At 68.4% G+C, this 364-nt stretch carries 1 protein-coding gene; it reads left to right on the top strand.

The window, feature by feature from the left end; all coding sequences use genetic code 11:
* A partial coding sequence (locus tag IG178_RS24645) for a cytochrome ubiquinol oxidase subunit I (protein ID WP_193215229.1) occupies positions 1-364 on the top strand: 364 nt, incomplete at both ends.

Below are 364 nucleotides of genomic sequence, written 5' to 3'. Positions count from 1 at the left end.
ACTTCACGACCGACGTGGCGGGGCTGAACACGCTGCAGCCCGAGTACGAGCAGGAGTACGGCACGAACCTGGCCGACGACGAGCTCTACGGCGACCGAGCCGGTGAGCAGATCGAGTACCAGCCCCTCATGGAGGTCACCTACTGGGGCTTCCGGCTGATGATCACCTTCGGCGGTCTGGCGGCCGTGGCCTGCGCCGGTGCCTGGTGGCTCACGCGCAAGGGCACGGTGCCCCTGTCGAAGGGGCTGATGGGTCTGGGCGTCGTGGGCATCCTGGCCCCGTTCGGGGCCAATGTGGCGGGCTGGGTCTTCACGGAGATGGGCCGGCAGCCCTTCGTCGTAGCACCCAATCCGGACCTGCCGCT

Source organism: Neoluteolibacter marinus (genome assembly GCF_014904755.1).
Lineage (GTDB): Bacteria > Verrucomicrobiota > Verrucomicrobiia > Verrucomicrobiales > Akkermansiaceae > Haloferula > Haloferula marina.
The sequence above is the reverse complement of the archived record's forward strand: the minus strand, read 5'-3'. Positions and strand labels throughout refer to the sequence as shown.